This window comes from Paeniclostridium hominis (assembly GCF_014306135.1).
GTDB classification, from domain to species: domain Bacteria; phylum Bacillota; class Clostridia; order Peptostreptococcales; family Peptostreptococcaceae; genus Paraclostridium; species Paraclostridium hominis.
The window spans coordinates 15,969-39,988 of sequence record NZ_JACRWD010000009.1; the positions used below are offsets into that span (position 1 = coordinate 15,969).

27 protein-coding genes and 1 other annotated feature are annotated in these 24,020 nt (G+C 34.1%); all 27 genes read right to left on the reverse strand.

Going from position 1 to position 24,020, the window contains the following annotated elements:
* Positions 1 to 8: 8 nt before the first annotated feature.
* Entirely contained in the window at positions 9 to 263 is a 255-nt protein-coding gene (gene rpsQ, locus H8891_RS13675) for a 30S ribosomal protein S17 (RefSeq protein ID WP_021122015.1), read from the reverse strand.
* 23 nt (positions 264 to 286) lie between these two features.
* On the reverse strand, positions 287 to 490 hold the full coding sequence (gene rpmC, locus H8891_RS13680) for a 50S ribosomal protein L29 (RefSeq protein ID WP_021122014.1): 204 nt from the start codon (positions 488 to 490) through the stop codon (positions 287 to 289).
* Between the two features lies 1 nt (position 491).
* Positions 492 to 923 (reverse strand): 50S ribosomal protein L16, encoded by a 432-nt coding sequence (gene rplP, locus H8891_RS13685; RefSeq protein ID WP_021127553.1) that lies wholly within the window; start codon positions 921 to 923, stop codon positions 492 to 494.
* A 33-nt stretch (positions 924 to 956) separates the two neighbouring features.
* The gene (gene rpsC / locus H8891_RS13690) at positions 957 to 1,745 is read right to left on the reverse strand and encodes a 30S ribosomal protein S3 (RefSeq protein WP_147548005.1); all 789 of its coding nucleotides are present in this window, start codon (positions 1,743 to 1,745) and stop codon (positions 957 to 959) included.
* 21 nt (positions 1,746 to 1,766) lie between these two features.
* Positions 1,767 to 2,102, reverse strand: coding sequence for a 50S ribosomal protein L22 (gene rplV, locus H8891_RS13695; RefSeq protein WP_147548006.1), 336 nt, complete (start codon positions 2,100 to 2,102; stop codon positions 1,767 to 1,769).
* A 32-nt stretch (positions 2,103 to 2,134) separates the two neighbouring features.
* Positions 2,135 to 2,416, reverse strand: a complete 282-nt coding sequence (gene rpsS / locus H8891_RS13700; protein WP_147548007.1) for a 30S ribosomal protein S19 — start codon at positions 2,414 to 2,416, stop codon at positions 2,135 to 2,137.
* 33 nt (positions 2,417 to 2,449) lie between these two features.
* On the reverse strand, positions 2,450 to 3,280 hold the full coding sequence (gene rplB, locus H8891_RS13705; RefSeq protein WP_187006834.1) for a 50S ribosomal protein L2: 831 nt from the start codon (positions 3,278 to 3,280) through the stop codon (positions 2,450 to 2,452).
* A 31-nt stretch (positions 3,281 to 3,311) separates the two neighbouring features.
* Positions 3,312 to 3,602: a 50S ribosomal protein L23 gene (gene rplW, locus H8891_RS13710; protein WP_021122006.1), complete on the reverse strand. Its 291-nt coding sequence runs from the start codon at positions 3,600 to 3,602 to the stop codon at positions 3,312 to 3,314.
* Positions 3,602 to 4,225 (reverse strand): 50S ribosomal protein L4, encoded by a 624-nt coding sequence (rplD, locus tag H8891_RS13715; RefSeq protein WP_187006835.1) that lies wholly within the window; start codon positions 4,223 to 4,225, stop codon positions 3,602 to 3,604. Before rplD ends, rplW begins: the two co-directional genes overlap by 1 nt.
* A 28-nt stretch (positions 4,226 to 4,253) precedes the next feature.
* Positions 4,254 to 4,883 carry a 50S ribosomal protein L3 gene (gene rplC, locus H8891_RS13720; RefSeq protein ID WP_147548010.1) on the reverse strand — a complete coding sequence of 210 codons (630 nt, stop codon included), beginning with the start codon at positions 4,881 to 4,883 and terminating at the stop codon, positions 4,254 to 4,256.
* Between the two features lie 91 nt (positions 4,884 to 4,974).
* The gene (gene rpsJ, locus H8891_RS13725) at positions 4,975 to 5,286 is read right to left on the reverse strand and encodes a 30S ribosomal protein S10 (RefSeq protein WP_147548011.1); all 312 of its coding nucleotides are present in this window, start codon (positions 5,284 to 5,286) and stop codon (positions 4,975 to 4,977) included.
* Between the two features lie 439 nt (positions 5,287 to 5,725).
* Positions 5,726 to 6,919, reverse strand: coding sequence for an elongation factor Tu (gene tuf, locus H8891_RS13730; protein WP_147548012.1), 1,194 nt, complete (start codon positions 6,917 to 6,919; stop codon positions 5,726 to 5,728).
* 98 nt (positions 6,920 to 7,017) lie between these two features.
* Positions 7,018 to 9,084 carry an elongation factor G gene (fusA, locus tag H8891_RS13735; protein WP_147548013.1) on the reverse strand — a complete coding sequence of 689 codons (2,067 nt, stop codon included), beginning with the start codon at positions 9,082 to 9,084 and terminating at the stop codon, positions 7,018 to 7,020.
* A 52-nt stretch (positions 9,085 to 9,136) separates the two neighbouring features.
* Positions 9,137 to 9,607 carry a 30S ribosomal protein S7 gene (rpsG, locus tag H8891_RS13740; protein ID WP_147548014.1) on the reverse strand — a complete coding sequence of 157 codons (471 nt, stop codon included), beginning with the start codon at positions 9,605 to 9,607 and terminating at the stop codon, positions 9,137 to 9,139.
* Between the two features lie 120 nt (positions 9,608 to 9,727).
* Positions 9,728 to 10,150, reverse strand: coding sequence for a 30S ribosomal protein S12 (gene rpsL, locus H8891_RS13745; protein WP_147548022.1), 423 nt, complete (start codon positions 10,148 to 10,150; stop codon positions 9,728 to 9,730).
* Between the two features lie 312 nt (positions 10,151 to 10,462).
* Positions 10,463 to 13,951: a DNA-directed RNA polymerase subunit beta' gene (gene rpoC / locus H8891_RS13750; RefSeq protein ID WP_147548015.1), complete on the reverse strand. Its 3,489-nt coding sequence runs from the start codon at positions 13,949 to 13,951 to the stop codon at positions 10,463 to 10,465.
* A 43-nt stretch (positions 13,952 to 13,994) separates the two neighbouring features.
* Entirely contained in the window at positions 13,995 to 17,696 is a 3,702-nt protein-coding gene (rpoB, locus tag H8891_RS13755) for a DNA-directed RNA polymerase subunit beta (protein ID WP_147548016.1), read from the reverse strand.
* A 264-nt stretch (positions 17,697 to 17,960) separates the two neighbouring features.
* The gene (gene rplL, locus H8891_RS13760; protein ID WP_092921776.1) at positions 17,961 to 18,323 is read right to left on the reverse strand and encodes a 50S ribosomal protein L7/L12; all 363 of its coding nucleotides are present in this window, start codon (positions 18,321 to 18,323) and stop codon (positions 17,961 to 17,963) included.
* 75 nt (positions 18,324 to 18,398) lie between these two features.
* On the reverse strand, positions 18,399 to 18,902 hold the full coding sequence (gene rplJ, locus H8891_RS13765) for a 50S ribosomal protein L10 (protein ID WP_147548017.1): 504 nt from the start codon (positions 18,900 to 18,902) through the stop codon (positions 18,399 to 18,401).
* 36 nt (positions 18,903 to 18,938) lie between these two features.
* Positions 18,939 to 19,067, reverse strand: a sequence feature (ribosomal protein L10 leader region).
* A 53-nt stretch (positions 19,068 to 19,120) separates the two neighbouring features.
* The gene (gene rplA, locus H8891_RS13770; RefSeq protein ID WP_147548018.1) at positions 19,121 to 19,819 is read right to left on the reverse strand and encodes a 50S ribosomal protein L1; all 699 of its coding nucleotides are present in this window, start codon (positions 19,817 to 19,819) and stop codon (positions 19,121 to 19,123) included.
* 76 nt (positions 19,820 to 19,895) lie between these two features.
* Positions 19,896 to 20,321: a 50S ribosomal protein L11 gene (rplK, locus tag H8891_RS13775; RefSeq protein ID WP_021121982.1), complete on the reverse strand. Its 426-nt coding sequence runs from the start codon at positions 20,319 to 20,321 to the stop codon at positions 19,896 to 19,898.
* Between the two features lie 29 nt (positions 20,322 to 20,350).
* Positions 20,351 to 20,896: a transcription termination/antitermination protein NusG gene (nusG, locus tag H8891_RS13780; protein ID WP_147548019.1), complete on the reverse strand. Its 546-nt coding sequence runs from the start codon at positions 20,894 to 20,896 to the stop codon at positions 20,351 to 20,353.
* Between the two features lie 15 nt (positions 20,897 to 20,911).
* A complete protein-coding gene (secE, locus tag H8891_RS13785) occupies positions 20,912 to 21,133 on the reverse strand; it encodes a preprotein translocase subunit SecE (RefSeq protein ID WP_147548020.1) in 222 nt (73 codons plus the stop codon).
* A gap of 24 nt (positions 21,134 to 21,157) precedes the next feature.
* Positions 21,158 to 21,307, reverse strand: a complete 150-nt coding sequence (gene rpmG, locus H8891_RS13790) for a 50S ribosomal protein L33 (RefSeq protein WP_021121979.1) — start codon at positions 21,305 to 21,307, stop codon at positions 21,158 to 21,160.
* Between the two features lie 217 nt (positions 21,308 to 21,524).
* Positions 21,525 to 22,718, reverse strand: coding sequence for an elongation factor Tu (gene tuf, locus H8891_RS13795; protein ID WP_147548012.1), 1,194 nt, complete (start codon positions 22,716 to 22,718; stop codon positions 21,525 to 21,527).
* Between the two features lie 67 nt (positions 22,719 to 22,785).
* Positions 22,786 to 23,433, reverse strand: coding sequence for an RNA polymerase sporulation sigma factor SigH (gene sigH, locus H8891_RS13800; protein ID WP_147548149.1), 648 nt, complete (start codon positions 23,431 to 23,433; stop codon positions 22,786 to 22,788).
* A gap of 59 nt (positions 23,434 to 23,492) precedes the next feature.
* Positions 23,493 to 24,020, reverse strand: a complete 528-nt coding sequence (locus H8891_RS13805; RefSeq protein ID WP_187006836.1) for an NYN domain-containing protein — start codon at positions 24,018 to 24,020, stop codon at positions 23,493 to 23,495.

The following is a 24,020-nucleotide window of genomic DNA, read 5'->3' on the forward strand; positions in this document are numbered from 1 at the left end:
TTCAAAAACTACTTAACCTTCTCTATAACGTCAACTAGTCTGAATCTCTTATCCTTAGATAAAGGTCTAGTTTCCATTATTCTTACTCTATCTCCGATGCTACATACGTTGTTTTCATCGTGAGCCTTAAATTTCTTAGTTCTCTTAACTGGCTTGTTATATAATGGATGACGTACGAAATCTTCAACAGAAACAACTATTGTTTTATCCATTTTATTACTAACAACACGGCCTACTCTTACTTTTCTTCTTCCTCTTTCCATGTTTGACAGCCTCCTTTCCAAAATTAAGCTCTAGTTTCGTTTAACTTTCTTTCAGCAAGTATAGTTTTAACTCTAGCTATATCTTTCTTAACGAATTTGATTCTTGCTGTGTTTTCTAATTGACCAGTAGCTAATTGGAATCTTAAGCTAAATAATTCACTTTTAAAACCATTTAACTTGTTCATTAATTCTTCGCTTGTTAAATCTCTTAGTTCTTTAGCTTTCATCCTATTCACCACCCTTTACTTCTAAATCTTCACGCTTCACAAACTTACATTTAACTGGAAGTTTATGCATCGCAAGTCTCATTGCTTCTCTAGCTTTATCTTCAGAAACACCTGCTAATTCGAACATTACTCTTCCTGGTTTTACTACTGCTACCCAGTATTCTGGTGAACCTTTACCAGCACCCATACGAGTTTCTGCAGGTTTTCTTGTTACTGGTTTATGAGGGAATATCTTTATCCAAACTTTTCCCCCTCTTTTTATATATCTAGTCATAGCTATTCTGGCAGCTTCTATTTGGTTAGAAGTTATCCAAGATGGCTCTAAAGCAACTAAACCGAACTCTCCGTAAGTAACTTTGTTACCTTTGTGAGCTTTTCCAGCTAAGCTACCTCTGTGTACTCTACGACGTTTTACTCTTTTTGGCATTAACATGAGTATTTTCCTCCTTCCTTAACTGTGCTTTAATTAAGCTTGTTTGTTTTCAGTTCTTTGAGGTCTTTGTCCTCTGTTGTTTCTTCTGTTGTTGTCTCTTCTATCGTTTCTTCTATCGTTTCTTCTGTTATCTCTTCTATCTCTTCTGTTGTTATCTCTTCTATCTTCTCTTGGATTTACACCGTTTCTAGTTGGTAAAACTTCTCCGTTGCATATCCAAACTTTGATACCAGTTTTTCCATAAGTAGTATTTGCTTCAGCAAATCCAAACTCTATGTCAGATCTTATAGTTTGAAGAGGTACATTTCCTTCGCTGTATCCTTCAGTTCTAGCCATTTCAGCTCCACCTAATCTACCAGAAGCAGATACCTTTATACCTTTAACTCCTGACTTCATAGCTCTTTGTATAGCTTGCTTCATAGCTCTTCTGAAAGCAACCCTTCTTTCTATAGCTAAAGCTATATTTTCTGCTACTAATTGAGCATCTTTATCTGGGTTTCTAACTTCTACTATGTTAACTATAACATTTTTCTTAGTCATTTTTTCTAACTCAGCTTTAAGAGCTTCTATTCCAGCTCCACCTTTACCTATAACTACACCTGGCTTAGCAACGTGTAAGTCTAGCTTTAATTTGTTTGCTGATCTTTCTATTTCTATTTTAGCAACACCAGCTGAGTATAATTTATTCTTTAAGAATTTACGTACATTATGGTCTTCTAATAATAAGTTTCCGAACTCTTTTTTATCAGTAGCGAACCATCTTGAGTCCCAGTCCTTTATAACACCGACTCTTAAACCGTGTGGATTAACCTTTTGACCCATTTGTTTCCCTCCTATCTGTTATTATTTTCTTTCTTTAAGAACTACCTCTATGTGAGAAGTTCTCTTTCTTATCATAGTTGCACGACCCATAGCTCTAGGCATGAATCTCTTCATAGTTGGCCCTTGATTAGCAACTATTGAAGCTATATATAATTTTTCAACATCCATTTCGTGATTGTTTTCTGCATTAGCTTTTGCTGACTTTACAACCTTAGCTATTATTGAAGCAGCTCCTCTTGGAGTGTACTTTAATATTGCTAAAGCTTCGTCAACATTCTTTCCTCTAACAAGGCCGCATATTTGACCTGCTTTTCTAGGTGATACACGTACGTATTTAGCAGTAGCTTTTGCTTCCATTACAAATTCCTCCTTCCTCAGTTAGATCTTAATTATTTTCTCTTATTAGATTTTTCGTCGTCCTTGTGCCCTTTGAAAGTTCTTGTAGGAACGAATTCACCTAATTTGTGTCCAACCATATCTTCTGTTATATAAACTGGCACATGCTTTCTTCCATCATGTACAGCTATTGTATGTTCAACCATTTGTGGGAATATAGTTGAAGATCTTGACCAAGTTTTTATAACTTCTTTATTTCCAGAAGCGTTCATATCTTCTATCTTCTTTAAAAGTCTTGCATGTATAAAAGGTCCTTTTTTAGTTGATCTTGACATTTTATTTCCTCCTTTCGAGCAAAAGTAAATCTATTACTTAGTTCTTCTTGATACTATTAACTTATCAGAAGCTTTATTTTTCTTTCTAGTTTTGTATCCAAGTGCTGGTTTACCCCAAGGAGTAACTGGATTAGCTCTACCTATTGGAGATCTACCTTCCCCTCCACCGTGTGGATGGTCACAAGGGTTCATTACAGAACCTCTAACTGTAGGTCTTATACCCATATGTCTTTTTCTACCAGCTTTACCTATAACAACATTACCGTGTTCTAAGTTTCCAACTTGTCCTATAGTAGCTTTACAGTTTATGCTTACTAATCTCATCTCTCCAGATGGTAATCTTAATAATGCATTTTTGCCTTCTTTAGCCATTAATTGAGCAGATGCTCCAGCAGATCTAACTAACTGAGCTCCTTTTCCTGGCTTTAATTCTACGTTGTGTACTACTGTACCAACTGGCATATCTTTTAATGCCATTGCGTTACCTGGCTTTATGTCTGCTTCAGGTCCTGATAATAAAGTATCTCCAACTTGTATTCCAACTGGAGCTAATATATATCTCTTTTCACCATCAGCATAGTTTAATAATGCTATGTTAGCAGTTCTATTTGGATCATACTCAACAGTAGCAACTTTTGCAGGTATTCCATCTTTATTTCTCTTGAAATCTATTATTCTATATTTTCTTCTGTTTCCTCCACCTCTGTGACGAACAGTTATTTTACCATGTACGTTTCTACCAGAATTTTTCTTTAATGAAACTAAAAGAGATTTTTCTGGTTCGTTACAAGTTATTTCATCAGAAACTAAAACTGTCATTTGTCTTAAGGCAGGAGAAGTTGGTCTAAACTTTTTTATAGCCATCTGTTTTCCCTCCTTCGTTTATTAAGGTCAATTACATACCTTGGAAGAATTCTATTTCTTTGCTATCAGCAGCTAATTTAACTACTGCTTTCTTGAAACTTGCAGTTCTTCCTTCGTATCTACCCATTCTCTTAACTTTTCCATCGTAGTTTAAAGTATTTACTCTGTCAACTTTAACTCCGAATATGCTTTCTACAGCTTTCTTTATTTCAGTTTTGTTTGCGCTTTTAGCAACAACAAAAGTATATTTCTTTTCAACCATTTCAGTCATACTTTGCTCAGTTACAACTGGCTTTATTATTATATCATGTGGATTAGTCATTATGCGTACACCTCCTCCACTTTCTTAACCGCATCTGTAGTTATTACGAAAGTATCGTACTTTAATATGTCATAAACATTTATAGTGTTAACTGTAGCAGCTTGAACACCTTCTATGTTTCTAGCTGACTTTACAACGTTCTCGTCTTTTTCAGCTGTTACTACTAAAGCTTTCTTAGAAGCGTTTATGTTCTTTAATATTTGAGCGAACTCTTTAGTTTTTGGAGCTTCCATAGTTAAAGCATCTAAAACTATTATTTCGTTGTTTTGAACTTTAGATGATAAAGCTGATTTCATAGCTAATCTTCTAACTTTCTTTGGTAAAGTGTATCTGTAGTTTCTTGGCTTAGGTGCAAAAGCAACTCCTCCACCAACCCATTGTACAGCTCTTATAGAACCTTGTCTAGCTCTACCAGTTCCTTTTTGTTTCCAAGGTTTTCTTCCGCCACCTCTAACTTCTGCTCTAGTTTTAGCAGATTGAGTACCTTGTCTCTTGTTTGCTAATTGATTTTTAACTACTTCGTATAATACGTGCTCGTTAACTTCAACACCGAATATAGCTTCTGCTAATTCGATTTCTCCAACATTTTGTCCATTAACATTTAATATATTTAATTTTGGCATTGTGCTTCCTCCTTTCTTAGGTTAGTTATTATTTAGAAGCCTTTACTGCTTCTTTTATAGTTACTATTGAACCTTTAGCTCCTGGTATAGCACCTTTAACTAATATAAGGTTCTTTTCAGCATCTACTCTAACTACTTCTAAGTTTTGAACAGTTACTGTAACGCTACCCATGTGACCAGCTAGTTTTTTGTTTTTGAAAACTCTACCTGGGAAAGAACATGCTCCCATTGAACCTGGTCTTCTGTGGTATCTAGAACCGTGAGATTCAGGACCTCTAGATTGTCCATGTCTCTTTATAGGACCTTGGAATCCCTTACCTTTACTTGTTCCAGTAACATCTATTACTTCTCCAGCTGCAAATATGTCAGCTTTTATTTCTTGTCCTACTGAAAACTCTTCAACAGAATCCATTCTGAATTCTTTTAAGTGTTTCTTTAATACGTTAGCAGCAGCAAGATGTCCTTTTTGAGGCTTGTTTAAAGATTTCTCTTTAGCATCTACAAAACCTACTTGAACTGCATTGTATCCTTCTTTTTCTGTTGTTTTTATTTGAGTAACCACTACTGGTCCAGCTTCAACAACAGTTACAGGTACTACATTCCCTGCTTCAGTGAATATTTGAGTCATTCCTAACTTCTTACCTAATATTCCTTTCATATCGCACCTCCTATAATCTTACAGCGGATTATGTTTTATCATAATCATTCTAAGATAGTTGCCTTATAGGATCGTATCTTAGAGGCTTATCTTATAACTTTATTTCTATATCAACACCAGCTGGTAAGTCTAACTTCATTAATGAGTCAACTGTCTTAGGTGTTGGGTTTGCTATGTCTATTAATCTCTTGTGAGTTCTTATTTCGAATTGCTCTCTAGAGTCCTTATACTTGTGTACAGCTCTTAATATAGTTACAACTTGCTTTTCAGTTGGTAGTGGCACAGGTCCTGAAACTTGTGATCCAGCTTTTTTAGCAGTTTCAACTATTTTCCCAGCTGAAAAATCTAATAATTTGTGATCATATGACTTTAATCTTATTCTTATTTTTCCATTGTTAGCCATTTTAGTTTCCCTCCTTTATCGTACGTTTAATTTTTTTAGTTACGCACGACTGATACCGATACACAGTTCCGGGTGTGTTGTGTTTTTATCAAATCGGCATCTCGTCGCCTATCTCTAGGATATTACTTTACTTTTTCTTACATTTCGCATCTCTCAAGCACACTATTATATTTTATATTATTTTTTACTGTTTTTCAAGTTTTTTTTATAATTTTACAAAATATTTTTTGTATGTAAATCTTACTACAAAACTTGTGTTGAGAATCTTAACGGGTACTAGGTTAGTATATCTTTTTTAAGTACTTTTGTCAACAAGTTTTATCCTTCCAATGTTTAGTTAAATATTTTTCTTTATATAAATATCTCCTATAAGCTTTTTACAAATAAAAAAGAGAAAGATGAATTTCATCTTTCTCTTTATTTATATTAGAATAAGAGATTACTCTATTATAGAAGCAACAACACCTGATGCTACTGTTCTTCCACCTTCTCTTATTGCGAATCTTAATCCTTCTTCTATTGCTATTGAGTTTATTAACTCTATAGTCATTTGGATGTTATCTCCAGGCATAACCATTTCAGTTCCTTCTGGTAACTTACAAGCTCCTGTTACGTCAGTTGTTCTGAAGTAGAATTGTGGTCTATATCCATCGAAGAATGGAGTATGTCTTCCACCTTCTTCTTTCTTTAATACGTATACTTCTGCATTGAACTTAGTGTGAGGCTTAACAGTTCCTGGCTTAGCTAAAACTTGTCCTCTTTCTATTTCATTTCTTTGTATACCTCTTATTAATGCTCCTATGTTATCTCCAGCTTGTGCTTGGTCTAATAACTTTCTAAACATTTCTACTCCTGTTACTACTAACTTTCTTGGCTCGTCAGCTAATCCAACTAACTCAACTTCGTCTTGTACTTTTAATACTCCTCTTTCAACTCTACCTGTAGCAACTGTTCCTCTTCCTGTTATAGAGAATACGTCTTCTACTGGCATTAAGAAGTCTTTATCTACATCTCTCTCTGGAGCTGGTATATATTCGTCTATTTGCTCGAATAATTCAACTATTCTGTCTCCCCACTCTGAAGAAGAATCTTGTAATGCCATTAAAGCAGATCCTCTTACTATTGGAGTGTCATCTCCTGGGAATTCGTACTCGTTTAATAAGTCTCTAACTTCCATTTCAACTAACTCTAATAATTCTTCGTCGTCTACCATATCACATTTGTTTAAGAATACTACTATGTATGGTACACCAACTTGTCTTGATAATAATATATGCTCTCTTGTTTGAGGCATTGGTCCATCTGTTGCTGAACATACTAATATAGCACCGTCCATTTGAGCAGCACCTGTTATCATGTTCTTAACGTAGTCAGCGTGTCCTGGGCAGTCAACGTGAGCGTAGTGTCTGTTTGGAGTTTCGTATTCAACGTGTGCAGTTGATATTGTGATTCCTCTTTCTCTTTCTTCTGGAGCTTTATCTATGTTAGCGAAATCTACTGCTTCTCCTAATTGATATCTATCGTATAATGTTTTTGTTATAGCTGCAGTTAATGTAGTTTTACCGTGGTCAACGTGACCTATTGTTCCTATATTAACGTGTGGCTTATTTCTTTCAAATTTAGCTTTAGCCATTTTGAATTCCTCCCTTTAATATTGGTTTATTTTGTGTAAGACGAGGAATTCCTCGTCTTACTTATTTATTATATACAAAATTAATTAAAATTAATTAATTATTTACCTTCAGCTATTTTCTTAGCAACTGAAGCTGGAACTTGCTCATAGTGGTCGAATATCATAGTGTATGTTGCACGACCTTGAGTAGTTGATCTTAACTCTGTAGAGTATCCAAACATTTCAGAAAGTGGAACGAATGCATTTATAACTTGTGCACCAGATCTAGCTTCCATACCTTGGATTAATCCTCTCTTAGAGTTTAATCCACCCATAACGTCTCCCATGTATTCTTCTGGAGTAACAACTTCAACTTTGAAGTATGGCTCAAGTAATACAGCATTACCTTTCTTAAGAGCGTCCTTCATAGCCATTGATCCTGCCATCTTGAATGCCATTTCTGAAGAGTCAACCTCATGGTAAGAACCATCGTATAACTCAACAGCAACGTCAACAACTGGGTATCCAGCAACTATACCTGAAGCCATAGCTCCTTGTATACCTGCATCAGTTGGTCCAACGTACTCTTTTGGTACAGATCCACCAACAGTTTTGTTTTCAAACTTGTAACCAGCACCTGGCTCTTGAGGAGTAACTCTGATCTTAACGTGACCGTATTGTCCTCTACCACCTGATTGCTTAGAGTACTTGTACTCAACGTCAACTGGTTGAGTTATAGTTTCTCTGTAAGCAACTTGTGGAGCACCAACGTTAGCTTCAACTTTGAATTCTCTTAATAATCTATCTACTATTATCTCTAAGTGTAATTCACCCATACCAGATATTATAGTTTGTCCTGTTTCTTCATCAGTCTTAACTCTGAAAGTTGGATCCTCTTCAGCTAATTTTTGAAGAGCTATACCCATTTTTTCTTGAGCAGCTTTTGATTTAGGCTCTATAGCAACAGATATAACTGGCTCTGGGAATTCCATAGATTCAAGTATTATCGGAGCAGCTGGATCACATAAAGTATCTCCAGTAGTAGTATCTTTTAATCCTACTGCTGCAGCTATATCTCCAGCATATACTTCTGTTATTTCTTCTCTTGTGTTAGCATGCATTTGTAGTATACGACCTATTCTCTCTCTCTTACCTTTTGTAGAGTTAAGAACATAAGATCCACCTTGCATTATTCCTGAGTAAACTCTGAAGAATGCTAACTTACCAACGAATGGGTCAGTCATTATTTTGAATGCTAAAGCTGAGAATGGCTCTTCATCAGATGAATGTCTTTCAGCTTCCTCTCCGTTTTCTAATATACCTTTTATAGCTGGTATATCAGTTGGAGCTGGTAAGTAGTCTATAACAGCATCTAGTAATAATTGAACACCTTTATTTCTGTAAGCAGATCCACAGAATACTGGGTTCATTTCACAAGCTATTGTAGCCTTTCTTATAGCAACTTTTAATTCTTCTATAGTTGGCTCTTCACCTTCAAGATATTTCATCATTAGATCTTCATCAGTTTCAGCTACTGCTTCAACCATTTTTTCTCTCCACTCTTGAGCTAATTCTTTCATATCTTCAGGTATTTCAGTTATTTCTATTTCTTTTCCTAAGTCGTCTTTATAGATATGAGCTTTCATTTCTAATAAGTCAACTTCACCTTCTAACCAATCTTCTTTACCTATTGGTAATTGCATTGGTACTGCATTTGCATTTAATCTTTCTTTCATCATTTCTACAACATTGTAGAAGTCTGCACCCATGATGTCCATTTTATTTACAAATGCTATTCTAGGTACACCGTAGTTGTCAGCTTGTCTCCATACGTTCTCAGATTGAGGCTCAACCCCACCTTTAGCACAGAATACAGCAACAGATCCGTCAAGAACTCTTAGAGATCTTTCAACCTCAACTGTAAAGTCGACGTGTCCTGGTGTATCTATTATGTTTATTCTATGGTCTTTCCATGCAGCAGTAGTAGCAGCAGAAGTTATTGTTATACCTCTCTCCTTCTCTTGCTCCATCCAGTCCATTTGAGAAGCTCCTTCATGAGTTTCTCCTATTTTATGAGTTTGCCCTGTATAGAATAGGATTCTTTCTGTAGTAGTAGTTTTCCCAGCATCTATATGAGCCATGATTCCTATATTTCTAGTTCTTTCTAAAGGAAACTTTCTAGACATGATTCTCCTCCTTACGATATCCTTTTAATAGGATATCAAATATATCCTATTATTAGAATCTGTAGTGAGCAAATGCTTTATTAGCCTCTGCCATTTTATGAGTATCTTCTTTCTTCTTAACAGAAGCTCCTGTATTGTTAGCAGCATCCATTATTTCTTTAGCTAGCTTTTCAACCATACCTTTTTCACCACGAGCTCTAGTATAGTTTACTAACCATCTTAAACCTAAAGTTTGTCTTCTTTCAGGTCTAACTTCAACTGGAACTTGGTAGTTAGCTCCACCAACTCTTCTAGCTTTAACTTCTAAAACAGGCATTATGTTGTTCATAGCTGTTTCGAAAACTTCTAAAGCATTTTCTCCAGTTTTTTCAGCGATCATCTCGAAAGCATCATATACTATCTTTTGAGATTTTCCTTTTTTTCCATCTATCATTAAATTGTTTATTAACTTAGTTACTACCTTACTTCCGTATACTGGATCTGGTAAAACTTCTCTCTTTGGAACATTACCTTTTCTTGGCATTTTGCTTCCCTCCTTAATTATTTAATCTTAAATCATAGGTACTCGACATTCAATAAAATGCCGTGATGCCATAAATATATATATATTTAAAGCACCGAACTATAATTGATTTTTAATTGCTTATTTCTTTGCAGCTTTAGGTCTCTTAGCACCGTACTTAGATCTAGCTTGCATTCTCTTATCAACACCAGCTGTATCTAATGTACCTCTTAATATGTGGTATCTAACCCCTGGAAGGTCTTTAACTCTTCCTCCTCTTATAAGAACAACACTATGCTCTTGTAAGTTGTGTCCTTCTCCTGGTATATAAGCAGAAACTTCTATACCGTTAGTTAATCTAACTCTGGCAACTTTTCTTAAAGCTGAGTTAGGTTTCTTAGGAGTAAATGTTTTAACTGAAGTACAAACTCCTCTTTTTTGTGGAGCACTAGCATCAGTTGATTTCTTGTGTAAAGAATCGTATCCTTTTTGTAATGCTGGAGCAGTAGATTTTTTTTCTATCGCTTTTCTTTTCTTACGAACTAATTGGTTAATTGTTGGCATCATCTGCACCTCCTTCCAAAATTTTCGATCTTAAAAATGACCGCCAACTACATCAATATGCGTACATATTGATATCATATGTAGCTTAAGCTACATCGCAATAAATGTCTATAACACACAATTGTGGTTTTAGCACTTTTAGTTTGGTGCATATTATTATGCTTTTTAAAGTAAAAATAAAGTATATTTTAAATATTACTAAGGGTTTTAACCCCTTAGTAATATTTGATATCTTTATTTTACATACCTTTACATTTTAGCATCAGAGATGCTTTATGTCAAGTTATGTTTAATTTATATAGTAAAGTAAAATTACTCTTCTATCTTTTCAACAGCTATATTTTTATATCTCTTCATTCCTGTACCTGCTGGTATTAACTTACCTATTATAACATTTTCTTTAAGACCTATTAAGTGATCTTCTTTTCCTTTTATAGCAGCTTCTGTTAATACTCTTGTAGTTTCTTGGAATGATGCAGCTGATAAGAATGATTCTGTTGCAAGAGATGCCTTAGTTATACCAAGTAACACTCTAGTAGCTGATGCAGGCTTTAATCCTTGAGCTACAGCTTCTTCATTAGTTTGATTGAATGTAAGAACATCTTCATATCCTCCTGGTAATAAATCTGTATCACCTGGATCTTCAACTTTAACTTTAGATAGCATTTGTCTAACAATTACTTCTATATGCTTATCGTTGATGTCAACCCCTTGCATTCTATAAACTCTTTGAACCTCTTTAACAACATAATCTTGAACACCTTCAATACCTTTAACTCTTACTATATCATGAGGATTTATAGATCCTTGAGTTAAAGCCTCTCCAGCTTCAACAAATTGTCCATTCTTAACTCTTAATCTTGAACCATAAGGTATAGCATATACTTGTGATTCACCTTGTTCTGGAATTACAGTAACTTCTTTTCTCTTACCAGTCTCATCTATTTCTATTCTACCTGATATTTCAGTTATAGTAGCAAGACCTTTTGGTTTTCTAGCTTCAAATAATTCCTCAACCCTTGGAAGACCTTGTGTTATATCTCCTCCGGCAACCCCACCTGTATGGAAAGTACGCATTGTAAGCTGTGTACCTGGTTCACCGATTGATTGAGCAGCTATTATACCAACAGCTTCTCCGATATTTACTTCTTTACCAGTAGCTAAGTTTCTACCGTAACACTTAGAACATACTCCATGGTTAGTTTTACAGTTAAGAACTGTTCTTATTTTAACTATCTCGATTCCAGCTTCTATAATTTTTTCAGCTTGATCTTCTTGTATCATTGCATCAGCTTCAACTATTACTTCACCAGTAGTAGGATGTACTATAGCTTCTAAAGTATATCTTCCTACTATTCTATCGTATAGTTCTTCTATAACTTCATTTCCATCTTTTATTGCAAAGATTTCTGTATCTTCTGTAGTTCCACAGTCTATATCTCTAACTATAACATCTTGACTGACATCAACAAGTCTTCTTGTTAAGTATCCTGAGTCAGCTGTACGTAGAGCTGTATCGGCAAGACCCTTTCTAGCCCCGTGTGAAGATGTGAAGTATTCAAGTACTGATAAACCTTCACGGAAGTTAGATTTAACTGGGATTTCAACTGTTTGCCCAGATGCATTGGCCATCAGACCACGCATACCTGCTAACTGTCTTATCTGGTTCTTAGAACCTCTGGCTCCAGAGTGGGCCATTATGAATATATTATTTAATCTGTCTAGATTAGCCATAAGAGCATCTGTAACTTTTTCAGTAGTTTCTGTCCAAGTTTCTATTACTCTTTCATATCTTTCTTCATCAGATATAAGACCTCTTCTAAACGCCTTTTCATACTTATCAACTTTAGCTTCAGCCTCAGCTAAGTAACCTTTCTTAGCTTCTGGTATTTTCATATCTGCAACGGCAACAGTTATACCACCTCTTGTAGAGTATTTAAATCCTAAAGATTTTATATGGTCTAACATTTGAGCTGTTACTGTATTTCCATGCTTTCTGAAGCATTTATCTATTATCTTACCTAAAGACTTTTTATCAGCTAAGAAGTCTACTTCAAGTGCAAATTTATCTTTTTCTCTGTCAACAAATCCTAAGTCTTGAGGGATATTTTCATTGAATATAAATCTACCAACAGTAGCTTCAACTAATTTAGTTCCAACACCTTCAATAGTTCTTCTTACTTTAACTAATGAATGTAATGTAACTGCTTTATTGTCATAAGCAAGCATCATTTCATTGTAGTCTTTGAAGATCATTCCAGTACCTTTAGCACCTTCTTGAGCTTCTATAGTTAGGTAATAACATCCTAAAACCATATCCTGAGAAGGAGTAGTTATAGGTGAACCATCTTTAGGAGCAAGTATGTTATTTATAGATAACATTAAGAATCTTGCTTCAGCTTGAGCTTCAACAGATAATGGTACGTGTACCGCCATTTGGTCACCGTCGAAGTCAGCGTTGTATGCTGTACATACTAGAGGGTGTAGCTTTATAGCTTTACCTTCAACTAAAACTGGTTCAAATGCTTGTATACCTAGTCTGTGTAGAGTCGGAGCACGGTTAAGCATTACTGGATGTCCTTTTATAACATCTTCTAATACATCCCATACTTCTGGTTTAACTTTCTCTACTATAGATTTTGCACTCTTTATGTTGTGTGCATATCCTTCTTTAACTAATCTATCCATAACAAATGGTTTGAATAATTCAAGAGCCATTTTCTTTGGAAGACCACATTGATAGAATTTAAGTTCTGGTCCAACAACTATAACTGAACGTCCTGAGTAGTCAACACGCTTACCAAGTAAGTTTTGACGGAAACGTCCTTGCTTACCTTTAAGCATATCTGATAATGATTTTAATGGTCTATTACCAGGTCCAGTTACTGGTCTACCTCTTCTACCATTGTCGATTAAAGCATCTACAGCCTCTTGAAGCATTCTTTTTTCGTTTCTTACTATTATATCAGGAGCTCCAAGCTCTAATAATCTCTTTAATCTGTTATTTCTATTTATAACTCTTCTGTATAAGTCATTTAAGTCAGATGTAGCAAATCTTCCTCCATCTAATTGAACCATTGGTCTTAAGTCAGGTGGTATAACTGGAATTGCATCTAATATCATCCATTCTGGCTTATTTCCAGATTTCTTAAATGCTTCTACAACTTCTAATCTTCTTATAGTTCTAACTCTTTTTTGACCTGTACTGTCTTTTAAGTCAGCTCTTAATTCTTTACTTTGTTGCTCTAAGTCTATATTTTGTAAAAGTTTCTTAACAGCTTCAGCACCCATACCTACTTCGAAAGTATTGTATCCATACTTTTCTACAGCAGTTCTGTATTCTTTTTCTGTTAATAATTGTTTTTCGTTTAATCCAGTTTCTCCTGGATTAGTTACTACATAAGATGCAAAATATAGTATTTTTTCTAATGATCTAGGAGACATATCAAGTAAAAGTCCCATTCTACTTGGTATACCTTTGAAGTACCAGATATGAGACATAGGAGCTGCTAGCTCTATATGTCCCATTCTTTCTCTTCTTACCTTTGCCTTAGTTACTTCTACTCCACATCTATCACAAACAACACCTTTGTATCTTACTCTTCTGTACTTACCACAGTGACACTCCCAGTCCTTTTGAGGTCCAAATATTCTTTCACAGAAAAGACCATCTTTTTCTGGCTTAAGTGTACGGTAGTTTATTGTTTCTGGCTTTTTTACTTCTCCTCTAGACCATTGTCTTATTTTTTCCGGAGAAGCCAATGCTATTTTTATTGACTCGAAATTGTTTAGTTCAAACAAGGAGTTCTCTCCCTTCTATTTGAGATTTACTTAAAATAAGAAACTATATATCAAAGTCTTCATCTTCATAGTTTAATTCTTCATAAACTACGTCTTCTTCAAAATCTAATTCTTCTATATCTTCTTCATTTGATTCAAAGTCATCTATTTCTTCTACTATGCTATTTTCTTCAAGTTCATTTATGTTTTCCATAACATCTAATTCGAACTCTTTAGCATCTTCGTCGATGTCTATTGATTCTCTAACTTCTATTTCTTGATCTTCTTCTGTTAATACTTTTACATCTAAGCATAAACTTTGAAGTTCTTTTATTAGAACCTTAAATGATTCTGGTATACCTGGTTCAGGTATATTCTCACCTTTAACTATAGCTTCGTAAGTTCTAACACGTCCTACAACGTCGTCAGACTTAACAGTAAGTATTTCTTGAAGTATGTGTGCAGCACCGTATGCTTCTAGTGCCCAAACCTCCATCTCTCCGAATCTCTGACCACCAAATTGTGCTTTACCACCAAGAGGTTGTTGAGTTACTAAAGAGTATGGTCCTGTACTTCTTGCATGTAACTTATCATCAACTAAGTGATGTAGTTTTAACATGTACATGTATCCTACTGTAATTCTATTGTCAAATACTTCTCCAGTTCTACCATCATATAAAGTTAATTTACCATCTTCTGGGTATCCTGCTTTAACTAAAGCTTCTCTGATGTTTTCTTCTTTCGCTCCATCAAATACAGATGTTGCAACATGCCATCCTAGAGTTTTAGCTGCAAGTCCTAAGTGAACTTCAAGAACCTGTCCGATGTTCATACGTGATGGTATACCTTGTGGGTTAAGTACTATATCAAGTGGTTGTCCGTTTTCCATGAATGGCATATCTTCTTCTGGTAATACTCTTGATATAACCCCTTTGTTACCATGACGTCCGGCCATTTTATCTCCGACTCTTATCTTTCTCTTCTTAGCTATATAACATCTAACTAATTCATTAACTCCTGGAGATAAATCATCACCATTTTCTCTAGTGAATACTTTTACGTCAACTATTATACCAGATTCTCCATGAGGAACTTTTAATGAAGTATCTCTAACTTCTCTAGCTTTTTCTCCGAATATTGCACGAAGTAATCTTTCTTCTGCTGTAAGTTCAGTTTCTCCCTTAGGAGTTACTTTACCTACTAATATGTCTCCAGAATCAACTTCAGCACCTATTCTGATTATACCTCTTTCGTCTAAGTTCTTAGTAGCACTTTCTCCAACATTAGGTATATCTCTAGTTATTTCCTCTGGTCCTAGTTTAGTATCTCTTGCTTCACATTCATATTCTTCTATATGAATTGTAGATAATCTATCTTCTTTAACAAGTCTTTCGTTTATTAATATAGCATCCTCGTAGTTATATCCTTCCCATGTCATGAATGCGATAAAGCAGTTTCTTCCTAATGCTACTTCTCCCATTTCAGTAGATGGTCCATCAGCTATAACATCTCCAGCTTCAATCTTATCACCTTTATTTATTATAGGTGTTTGATTTATACAAGTACCTTGGTTAGAACGCTTAAACTTAAGAAGCTTGTATCTATCTTTGTTTCCATCTTCTCTTTTTATTATTATTTCATCTGCAGTTACTCTTTCAGCTATACCAGAATTTTTAGCTACTACAACTACTCCAGAGTCTTTAGCTGCTCTATATTCAACACCTGTCCCTATGATAGGTGCTTCTCTTCTTACTAGTGGCACTGCTTGACGTTGCATGTTTGATCCCATAAGCGCACGGTTGGCGTCATCATTCTCTAAGAATGGTATCATAGCTGTTGCTATAGATACAACTTGCTTAGGAGATATATCCATGTAATCAACTTTGTCAGTTGGAACTAATTCCATTGCACCATTTACAGTTCTACATACAACTCTGTTGTTTACGAATGCATCATTCTCATCTAAAGGCTCGTTAGCTTGAGCTCTTATAAATAAGTCTTCTTCGTCAGCAGTTAAGTAATGAATTTCATCTGTAACTCTCTTGTTTTCTTTGTCAACTTTTCTATAAGGAGACTCTATAAATCCAAATTCATTTATCTTAGCATAAGTTCCTAAAGAGTTTATAAGACCGATGTTTGGTCCCTCTGGAGTCTCTATCGGACACATTCTTCCGTAGTGAGAATGGTGAACGTCACGAACTTCGAATCCAGCTCTTTCTCTTGAAAGACCTCCTGGTCCAAGTGCTGATAATCTTCTTTTGTGAGTTAACTCTGATAGTGGGTTTGTTTGATCCATGAATTGTGATAACTGTGAACTACCAAAGAACTCTTTTATAGCAGCTGACACAGGTCTTATGTTTACTAATGCTTGTGGAGTTATAGCTTCCATGTCTTGAACAGTCATTCTTTCTTTTATAACTCTTTCCATTCTTGAAAGACCTATTCTAACTTGGTTTTGTAATAATTCACCAACTGATCTTATTCTTCTGTTTCCTAAATGATCTATATCATCTATACTACCTATTCCATAGAATATATTGAATTGGTAGCTTATTGAAGCTATTATGTCATCTAGTAATATGTGCTTTGGTATAAGCTCTTTCATTCTTGATTTTATAGCTTCTTTTATTTCTTCTTCATCACTATACTCATCTAAAATTTCTTTTAATGTTGGATAGTGAACTTTTTCTTTTATCTTTAAGTCATCTATATCAAAGCTTATATGTGATTTTATATCTACAAAGTTATTTCCTATAACTTTAACAACTTTTTCATCTTCAGTTAATAACTCAACAACATTTATTCCTGAGTTTTGTATAGCTATTGCTACATCTAAAGATATCTTTTCTTCAGCTTTAACAAAAACTTCTCCAGTTTCTGGATTTATAATATCATTAGCTGATATTTTATTCATTATTCTGTAGCATAATGCAAGTTTTTTATTAAACTTGTATCTACCAACTTTAGCTAAATCATATCTCTTAGCATCAAAGAATAATGCATTTAATAATGATGATGCACTTTCAACTGTTGGTGGTTCACCTGGTCTTAATTTTTTGTATATTTCTATAAGACCTTCTTCAACTGTTTTAGTGTTATCTTTTTCTAATGTAGCCATTAGTCTTTCATCTTCGCCTAATAACTCTATTATTTCTGCATCTGAACCTATTCCAAATGCTCTTAATAAGACTGTCACAGGTTGTTTTCTAGTTCTATCAACCCTTACAGATATTACATCATTAGAATCTGTTTCGTATTCTAACCATGCACCTCTGTTCGGTATAACAGTAGATGATATAAGTCTTTTACCTGACTTATCCATTTCTTGAGCATAGTAAACACCAGGAGATCTAACTAACTGACTTACTATAACTCTTTCTGCTCCATTTATTATGAAAGTTCCCTTTTCTGTCATTAAAGGGAAATCACCCATAAATACTTCTTGCTCTTTTATTTCACCTGTTTCTTTATTTATAAGTCTTACTTTAACTTTTAGAGGTGCACAATATGTAGCATCTCTTTCTTTACATTCTTCTATGTCATACTTTGGTTTCTCATCTAAAGAATAATCAACAAATTCTAATATAAGATTACCTGTATAATCTTCTATAGGTGAAATGTCTTCAAACACTTCTTTTAAACCTTCTTTTAAAAACCACTCATAGGAATCACATTGTATTTCTATAAGATTTGGTACATCAGCTATCTCTTTTATTTTTGAGTAGCTCATTCTAGTTCTCTTACCTATCGTGACAGGATGTGGCATTCACTTTTCACCTCTCAATAATTAAAAATAAAACCATAGTTTATTCTAACGCATCTAATAATTTTAACATAATTGAAAGCTTATTTCAATATATAACTTTTATGTATATGTATAATATTATGTTTTTTTGTTCGACACAAAATATGCATTATTTATTATGTTCAAAAATTAAGTCTCTAATTCTTATTTTTCTAAAATATACAGTTATTTTTTGTAATTTAGAAAAAAAAAAGATGTCCAAAGGACATCTTCTTTAAAAGAAAACTACTTAACTTCTACTGAAGCTCCAGCAGCTTCTAATTTTTCTTTCATTTGGTCAGCTTCTTCTTTAGAAACTCCTTCTTTTAATGTCTTAGGAGCGTTGTCAACTAATTCTTTAGCTTCTTTTAATCCTAATCCAGTTATTTCTCTAACTGCTTTTATAACTCCAACTTTTGAAGAACCAGCGTTTGCTAATACTACATCAAACTCAGTTTTTTCTTCAGCAGCTCCACCAGCAACTGCACCAGCCATCATAACTGGAGCTGAAGCAGATACTCCGAATTTCTCTTCTGCAGCTTTAACTAATTCATTTAATTCTAAAACTTTCATATTTTCTATAGCTTCTAATATTTGTTCTATTGTCATTGTTAGCACCTCCGAATTATATTCTTTTCAATTAATAATTGTTAATTAATCTTTTTTCTTACGTTTAAGCTATTATTAAGCTTCTTGTCCTTCTTGTTTTTTGATCATTGCATCTAATAAGTATGCGAAGTTTGACATTGGAGCTTTTAAGCTTCCAAGTAATTTTGCAAGAAGTACTTCTCTTGATGGTATGTTAGCGAATGCAACGATATCTTCTTTACCGTAGAATTCTCCTTCAACAACACCCATTTTTAAATCCATATTAGGATGAGAATCCATAAACTCTTTTATTATTCTAGCTGGAGCAACTGGATCTTCGTATCCGAATGCTATCGCATTTGTTCCTACTAATAATTCATCGTTGAATTGTTCTATACCAACTTCTTTAGCTGCTTTTCTAACTAAAGTGTTTTTGTATACTTTGTATTCAACACCAGCTTCTCTCATTTTCTTTCTTAATTCAGTTACTTCTTCAACTGTTAATCCTTTGTAATCAACAACTATAGCAGAAGAAGAGTTTTGTAACTTCTCAACTATTTCAGCAACCACTTGTGATTTTACTTCTATAGCTTTTCTCATCTAGTCAGCACCTCCTTCATCCGATAGGTTCATCTGCCGTAAATATCAAAAGCTTTTGCAATCCTTATAGACATACAAAAGCTTTAGTATCAAAATTTATCTAAAACCTCGGTAGGATATTAAGCTTAAAGCCCCTACTGTCTACGGCAAATCTATTCTTTTTTATTTATTAACGAATATTATTTTAACATCGTTATTTACACATGTCAAGCTTTTTATTATTCAGCTATTTTAGCAGGGTTAACTTTAACTCCTGGTCCCATAGTTGAAGTAACAGCTACGCTCTTTAAGTATTGTCCTTTAGCAGCAGCTGGCTTAGCTTTAACTATAGCATCCATTAATGCAGCAAAGTTTTCAGTTAACTTTTCTCCACCGAAAGATACTTTTCCAACTGGAACGTGTATTATGTTAGTTTTGTCTAATCTATATTCAACTTTACCAGCTTTTATTTCTTCTATAGCCTTAGCTACGTCGAAAGTAACTGTTCCTGATTTAGGGTTTGGCATTAAACCTTTAGGTCCTAATACTCTACCTAATCTACCAACTACACCCATCATATCTGGAGTAGCAACAACTACATCAAATTCAAACCAGTTTTCACCTTGTATTTTTTGTACTAATTCTTCAGCACCTACAAAGTCAGCACCAGCATTTGTAGCTTCTTCAGCTTTTGCACCTTTAGCAAAAACTAAAACTCTCTTAGTTTTACCAGTTCCGTGTGGTAATACAACCGCACCTCTTACTTGTTGGTCAGCGTGTCTTGAGTCAACACCTAATTTTATATGAGCTTCTACAGTCTCATCAAACTTAGCACTAGCAACTTCTGCAACTAAAGCTAAAGCTTCTGAAGCATCATATAATCTAGTTCTATCTATTTTATTTAAAGCTTCTACGTACTTTTTACCTTTTTTAGCCATTTTCATGTCCTCCTTGTGGTTATATTGGTTTTTTACCTCCCACTTTTTCAAGCGAAGATAACTAATTTAATATTAATTAGTCTTCAACAACGATACCCATACTTCTAGCAGTACCAGCTATCATTCTCATAGCAGATTCTACAGAAGCAGCGTTTAAGTCAGGCATTTTTAACTCAGCTATTTCTCTTATCTTAGCTGAAGATAAAGTTGCAACCTTCTTCTTGTTTGGTTCTCCTGAAGCAGTATCTAATCCAGCAGCTTTCTTTAATAATACTGCAGCTGGAGGAGTTTTTGTTATGAAGCTGAAAGATCTATCTTGATATACAGTTATAACAACTGGTATTATCATTCCAGCTTGATCTGCAGTCTTAGCATTGAATTCCTTAGTGAATCCCATTATATTAACCCCGTGTTGTCCTAATGCTGGCCCAACTGGTGGAGCTGGTGTAGCTTTACCTGCAGGTATTTGTAATTTTATTTGACCTATAACTTTTTTAGCCATTGAGCGCACCTCCTCAGATTATTTATTCTCTAGTTATATTTTTCTATGCCTTTGTAGTCTATTGCAAATAGAGTTTTTTTACCAAAAGCATCTATACACACTTTTACTTCTTTTGTTTCCAGGTCTATTTCTTCTATAGTTCCTATTTGACCTTCAAAAGGACCATTAGCAACTTTTATTACTTCGCCAATTTCAAAATTTATGTCTCCGCTTACTAATTTAGGAACAGCTGTATCTATGCCCATAGCTATTACTTCTTCTTCACTTAAAGGAACTGGCTTAGAACCTGGTCCTACAAACCCAGTAACCCCTTTAGTATTTCTTACGACATACCAAGATTCATCAGTAATAACCATTTTCACTAGCACGTACCCTGGAAATACCTTACGTTGTCTAGTTTTTTCTTTCCCAGTTTTTGTAGTTTCAACTACATCTTCAGTAGGGACAACTACTTGAGTTATGCAATCTTCCATACCTCTTGTTTTAACAGCTTTTTCAATTGTTGCTTTAACTTTATTTTCATGACCTGAATACGTATGTACTACATACCATCTAGCCTCTTGTAATTCCGACATTCTGATTCTTCCTTTCTATTTTAGTATTAGATTTAGTGCACCAGATAATACACTATCTAAAGCCCATACTAAGATAGTAGCCGAAACAACAACAGTTAAAACAACTCCTGTGTTTTTTAAAAGCTCTTTCTTTGTTGGCCACGTAACTCTTTTTAATTCTTGCTTAGTTTCTTTAACATATCTAAAAAAACTAAACTTTTTTTTAGTTCTTGGACTTTCATTTAATTGGGCAGCCATTCCACACTCACATCCTTAATAAAACTATTTTGTTTCTTTATGAGCAGTATGCTTCTTGCAGAATCTACAGTATTTTTGTAGTTCTATTCTATCTGGGTTATTCTTTTTGTTTTTAGTAGTGTTGTAGTTTCTTTGCTTACACTCTGTACATGCTAAAGTTACTTTAACTCTCATCTGCTACACCTCCAACTCGTAAATACAATATATATATTGTTAACTTTATTGCCTACTCTGTATAATAGGTTCAATATCTCATTTTTGAATCATCACCTCATATAAATTATCACAAATTAGTAGGCATGTCAATGTTTTTGTTGATTTCAAGTTAAAAAAAGAGGAGGTTATCCCCCTCTTTTTTTTAGTTTTAAAATTTATATTAGGAATAAGAGAATTACTCTATTATAGAAGCAACAACACCTGATGCTACTGTTCTTCCACCTTCTCTTATTGCGAATCTTAATCCTTCTTCTATTGCTATTGAGTTTATTAACTCTATAGTCATTTGGATGTTATCTCCAGGCATAACCATTTCAGTTCCTTCTGGTAACTTACAAGCTCCTGTTACGTCAGTTGTTCTGAAGTAGAATTGTGGTCTATATCCATCGAAGAATGGAGTATGTCTTCCACCTTCTTCTTTCTTTAATACGTATACTTCTGCATTGAACTTAGTGTGAGGCTTAACAGTTCCTGGCTTAGCTAAAACTTGTCCTCTTTCTATTTCATTTCTTTGTATACCTCTTATTAATGCTCCTATGTTATCTCCAGCTTGTGCTTGGTCTAATAACTTTCTAAACATTTCTACTCCTGTTACTACTAACTTTCTTGGCTCGTCAGCTAATCCAACTAACTCAACTTCGTCTTGTACTTTTAATACTCCTCTTTCAACTCTACCTGTAGCAACTGTTCCTCTTCCTGTTATAGAGAATACGTCTTCTACTGGCATTAAGAAGTCTTTATCTACATCTCTCTCTGGAGCTGGTATATATTCGTCTATTTGCTCGAATAATTCAACTATTCTGTCTCCCCACTCTGAAGAAGAATCTTGTAATGCCATTAAAGCAGATCCTCTTACTATTGGAGTGTCATCTCCTGGGAATTCGTACTCGTTTAATAAGTCTCTAACTTCCATTTCAACTAACTCTAATAATTCTTCGTCGTCTACCATATCACATTTGTTTAAGAATACTACTATGTATGGTACACCAACTTGTCTTGATAATAATATATGCTCTCTTGTTTGAGGCATTGGTCCATCTGTTGCTGAACATACTAATATAGCACCGTCCATTTGAGCAGCACCTGTTATCATGTTCTTAACGTAGTCAGCGTGTCCTGGGCAGTCAACGTGAGCGTAGTGTCTGTTTGGAGTTTCGTATTCAACGTGTGCAGTTGATATTGTGATTCCTCTTTCTCTTTCTTCTGGAGCTTTATCTATGTTAGCGAAATCTACTGCTTCTCCTAATTGATATCTATCGTATAATGTTTTTGTTATAGCTGCAGTTAATGTAGTTTTACCGTGGTCAACGTGACCTATTGTTCCTATATTAACGTGTGGCTTATTTCTTTCAAATTTAGCTTTAGCCATTTTGAATTCCTCCCTTATTTTTATATTTGTTAATGCTTACATTAAGCTTATGCTAAGTATTTTACTATTAATTATTTCTGTTTTCAAGATATTTTTCCAATTTTCTCTTCACTCTTTGAAGTGCATTATCAATTGATTTAACATCTCTATCTAATCTATCAGCTATATACTGATAAGACTTGCCATTTAAGTATAGTTCTAAAACTTCTAATTCTAATTTACTTAAAATTTCATTCATCTTTGATTCTATATTTTTAAGCTCTTCTTTGCTTATTATTAACTCTTCTGGATCAGTTATTATACTTGTCGCTATTATATCTAATAATGTTCTTTCTGATTCTTCATCATATATAGGCTTATTTAAAGATACATATGAATTAAGAGGTATGTGCTTTTGTCTTGTTGCAGTTTTTATTGCCGTTATAATCTGTCTAGTTATACATATCTCTGCAAAACACTTAAATGAGTTTGTCTTACTTCCGTCAAAATCCCTTATTGCCTTATAAAGACCTATCATACCTTCTTGAATTATATCTTCCTTATCTGCACCAACTAAAAAATATGACTTTGCTTTTGATTTAACAAAGTTTTTATATTTGGTAATTATATACTCTAATGCTAGTGTATCCCCTTTATTAGCTTTTAATACTATCTCATATTCATCTTGTTGAGAATTATTTACAAATTCAAAACCATTTTCTTTAGCTACTAACATTTTACTCCCCCCATTACTTAACTTAATAGGTATATTATAATTTATAAAACTTAGTATTTTCAACGGTTTCTACGAATGTTCTCAAGTTTCGACAAAGTTTCTTTATCTAACCTATCTTCTAACCAATTTCTCTGTATTTTTCGTTCTGAGTTTACTTGTTTACTTTTAATCTTAGTTTTAGCTTCTTCAATATCCAACTTAAGCTCTCTAGCAGATACTCTGCTAGCACCTTTTCCTAATACTATTTGTTGTTCTGCATAATCATTTGTTGCTACTTTCACAATATCATACTTAGATAAAGATGTTATAAATTTTTCAATATAGCTATCTGCCGTTTGGTGTTCTTTTGTGTAAACCACAGTTATATATTTTCTTTTCTCAACTTTTTCCATAGAGTTTTTAACATTATATGCATCAAAAACTACTATAGCTTTTTGTCCCGAAAACTCAGCATATTCTATTATGATATCAATTAACTTTTCTCTTGCTCCATCTAAGTCATCTACTGAAATTTTCTTTAAGTCTCCCCATGCATTTATAATATTATATCCATCAATTATTAGATAATGGTTAATTTTTCTTATCAT

Bases quoted from the DNA above. Each gene is read 5' to 3' on its own strand.
- rpsL (WP_147548022.1), bottom strand. From the start codon at position 10,150: ATGCCAACAATTAACCAATTAGTTCGTAAGAAAAGAAAAGCGATAGAA.
- nusG (WP_147548019.1), bottom strand. From the start codon at position 20,896: ATGTCGGAATTACAAGAGGCTAGATGGTATGTAGTACATACGTATTCA.
- rplC (WP_147548010.1), bottom strand. From the start codon at position 4,883: ATGAAAGGAATATTAGGTAAGAAGTTAGGAATGACTCAAATATTCACT.
- rplA (WP_147548018.1), bottom strand. From the start codon at position 19,819: ATGGCTAAAAAAGGTAAAAAGTACGTAGAAGCTTTAAATAAAATAGAT.
- rplB (WP_187006834.1), bottom strand. From the start codon at position 3,280: ATGGCTATAAAAAAGTTTAGACCAACTTCTCCTGCCTTAAGACAAATG.
- rpoB (WP_147548016.1), bottom strand. From the start codon at position 17,696: ATGCCACATCCTGTCACGATAGGTAAGAGAACTAGAATGAGCTACTCA.
- rplW (WP_021122006.1), bottom strand. From the start codon at position 3,602: ATGACTAATCCACATGATATAATAATAAAGCCAGTTGTAACTGAGCAA.
- rplV (WP_147548006.1), bottom strand. From the start codon at position 2,102: ATGGAAGCAAAAGCTACTGCTAAATACGTACGTGTATCACCTAGAAAA.
- sigH (WP_147548149.1), bottom strand. From the start codon at position 23,433: ATGTTAGTAGCTAAAGAAAATGGTTTTGAATTTGTAAATAATTCTCAA.
- H8891_RS13805 (WP_187006836.1), bottom strand. From the start codon at position 24,020: ATGATAAGAAAAATTAACCATTATCTAATAATTGATGGATATAATATT.
- tuf (WP_147548012.1), bottom strand. From the start codon at position 6,919: ATGGCTAAAGCTAAATTTGAAAGAAATAAGCCACACGTTAATATAGGA.
- rpmG (WP_021121979.1), bottom strand. From the start codon at position 21,307: ATGAGAGTTAAAGTAACTTTAGCATGTACAGAGTGTAAGCAAAGAAAC.
- rplP (WP_021127553.1), bottom strand. From the start codon at position 923: ATGTTAATGCCAAAAAGAGTAAAACGTCGTAGAGTACACAGAGGTAGC.
- tuf (WP_147548012.1), bottom strand. From the start codon at position 22,718: ATGGCTAAAGCTAAATTTGAAAGAAATAAGCCACACGTTAATATAGGA.
- rplD (WP_187006835.1), bottom strand. From the start codon at position 4,225: ATGCCAAAATTAAATATATTAAATGTTAATGGACAAAATGTTGGAGAA.
- rpsJ (WP_147548011.1), bottom strand. From the start codon at position 5,286: ATGGCTAACAATGGAAAAATAAGAATAAGATTAAAGTCATATGATCAC.
- secE (WP_147548020.1), bottom strand. From the start codon at position 21,133: ATGGCTGCCCAATTAAATGAAAGTCCAAGAACTAAAAAAAAGTTTAGT.
- rpsG (WP_147548014.1), bottom strand. From the start codon at position 9,607: ATGCCAAGAAAAGGTAATGTTCCAAAGAGAGAAGTTTTACCAGATCCA.
- rplJ (WP_147548017.1), bottom strand. From the start codon at position 18,902: ATGAGAAAAGCTATAGAAGTAAAATCACAAGTGGTTGCTGAAATAGTT.
- rpmC (WP_021122014.1), bottom strand. From the start codon at position 490: ATGAAAGCTAAAGAACTAAGAGATTTAACAAGCGAAGAATTAATGAAC.
- rplK (WP_021121982.1), bottom strand. From the start codon at position 20,321: ATGGCTAAAAAAGTTATAGGTCAAATAAAATTACAAATACCTGCAGGT.
- fusA (WP_147548013.1), bottom strand. From the start codon at position 9,084: ATGTCTAGAAAGTTTCCTTTAGAAAGAACTAGAAATATAGGAATCATG.
- rpsC (WP_147548005.1), bottom strand. From the start codon at position 1,745: ATGGGTCAAAAGGTTAATCCACACGGTTTAAGAGTCGGTGTTATAAAG.
- rpsS (WP_147548007.1), bottom strand. From the start codon at position 2,416: ATGTCAAGATCAACTAAAAAAGGACCTTTTATACATGCAAGACTTTTA.
- rplL (WP_092921776.1), bottom strand. From the start codon at position 18,323: ATGACAATAGAACAAATATTAGAAGCTATAGAAAATATGAAAGTTTTA.
- rpsQ (WP_021122015.1), bottom strand. From the start codon at position 263: ATGGAAAGAGGAAGAAGAAAAGTAAGAGTAGGCCGTGTTGTTAGTAAT.